Origin of the sequence: Inquilinus sp. 2KB_23, assembly GCF_052115705.1 — a bacterium.
Classification (GTDB): domain Bacteria; phylum Pseudomonadota; class Alphaproteobacteria; order DSM-16000; family Inquilinaceae; genus Inquilinus; species Inquilinus ginsengisoli_A.
Genome location: NZ_JBFRHF010000087.1, coordinates 1 through 919 on the forward strand (window position 1 = coordinate 1; position 919 = coordinate 919).

1 protein-coding gene is annotated in these 919 nt (G+C 67.3%); it reads right to left on the reverse strand.

Going from position 1 to position 919, the window contains the following annotated elements:
- A partial coding sequence (locus AB4112_RS36005) for an IS30 family transposase (RefSeq protein WP_441727275.1) occupies window positions 1-865 on the reverse strand: 865 nt, incomplete at its 3' end.
- Window positions 866-919 lie beyond the last annotated feature (54 nt).

A 919-nucleotide genomic window follows, 5' to 3' on the forward strand; every position in this document is an offset into this window, starting at 1 on the left:
CGGAGAGATCGGTTCGCCTTGGCAGGTCTCGTCGCAGTCGTCCGATGGCGTTTTCGATGCCGCCTTTCTGCCAGGGTGCGTGCGGATCGCAGAAGAAGGTCTGGATGTCGAGCAGGTCGCGCAGGCGATGGTGAAGGGCGAATTCGGTGCCGTTGTCGAAGGTGATGGTCAGTCGCAGCGCGAGCGGCAGGTCGACCAGCAAGGCGTGGAGGGTATCGGCCAGAGGGCTTGCGGCTTTGCTGGGCTGTCGGATGATGGCGAGCAGGCGGGAGGTGCGTTCGTGCAGGGCGAGCACGGCYTGGCCGTAGATGGAGAACAGCATCAGATCGGCTTCCCAATGTCCGGGGGTGCGGCGATCTTCGGCGGTGGCAGGGCGCTGCTGGATGGGCACGCGCTGTGGGATGGTCTGGGCGGGGGAGCCGCCTTTGCGTCCGCGCCRGCCGCGTTTGCTCTTGCCGCGCGGTAGCAAGAGGCGCCAGCGGTAATCCTTGGTGCGGGCGATCTGGGCGGCGATGAAGCGATAGATCGTCTCATGGCTGATCACGGGGCGGCCCTGGTCCCGGGCCAGTCGGCCGGCGACCTGTTGCGGCGACCAGCCGCGGCCCAGCCGGTCGAGCACGGTCTGCCGGAGGGCGGCGTCGCGCACCAGGCGGCTGCCGTGCCAGCGTCGGGCGCCGGCTTGTTGGCCGGCATAGGCTGGTTTGTAGTCTCCGGCGGCGCCGCTGTTGCGCTTCAGCTCCCGAGACACGCTCGATGGCGCGCGATCCAGAGCTGCAGCGATTTGCCGGAGCGAGGCTCCGGCGGCGTAAAGGCGGGCAAGCTCACACCGGTCCTCGAGGCTGAACTGTCGGTAGCTTCGTCCCATCGCAACACCCCCTTCAAAGGGTGTTGCACTTCGTTTGTGAAGTCAGGGGATCTC